This window comes from Actinomadura formosensis NBRC 14204, from assembly GCF_001552155.1.
GTDB lineage: Bacteria > Actinomycetota > Actinomycetes > Streptosporangiales > Streptosporangiaceae > Spirillospora > Spirillospora formosensis.
The window spans coordinates 1-616 of sequence record NZ_BCQQ01000323.1 but is presented as its reverse complement, the minus strand read 5'-3'; the positions used below and the strand labels follow the sequence as shown (position 1 = coordinate 616).

1 protein-coding gene is annotated in these 616 nt (G+C 67.2%); it reads right to left on the bottom strand.

The window, feature by feature from the left end:
• Positions 1 to 616, bottom strand: a 616-nt coding sequence (locus tag AF1_RS32760) for a polyketide synthase dehydratase domain-containing protein (protein WP_174548927.1), incomplete at both ends; no start/stop codon positions are given.

Sequence of the window (616 nt, the reverse complement as noted above, 5' to 3'; positions counted from 1 at the left end):
GTTCGCGATATCGACCTTCTCTGAAAGGTCTTCCTTGTCGACGGGCGGCGGGACGGTGCCGTCGTCCGGGCCCAGAACGCCGGTCGCGTGAGTCGTCCAGACGGACTGTCCGCGCTGCGGCCGTGAGTGGACAGTGAAGTCGCGTCGCCCCTCGTCGTCGGCCGGGCTCACGGTGACGTGCAGGTCCCACGACTCGTCACCGGAGAACACCAGCGGAGATTGCAGCGTCAGCTCCTCCACGGCCGGGCAGCCGGCGGCGAATCCCGCGTGAAGCGCTAGGTCGAGGAACGCTGTCCCGGGCAGAAGCGGGTTTCCGTGGACGGCGTGGTCAGCGAGCCAGGACTGGGTTTCGAGGGAGAGGCGAGCGGTGGCCTGCCAGGTGCCGTCGGGGAGCGTGGTGGTGGCGGCGAGCAGCGGATGTTCGGCTGCTTGCAGCCCCAACTCAGTGATGTCTCCAGGGCCTTGGTTGTCGGCGTTGAGCCAGAGGCGGGTGCGCTGGAAGGGATAGGTGGGCGGCGGGTCGCTGGGTTGGTGATTGGTGTTGTGCCAGGCGATGGGGATGTTCGTAGTGGCGTGTATGCGTGCGAGCGTGCTGTAGAAGGCGGTGGTGTCGGAT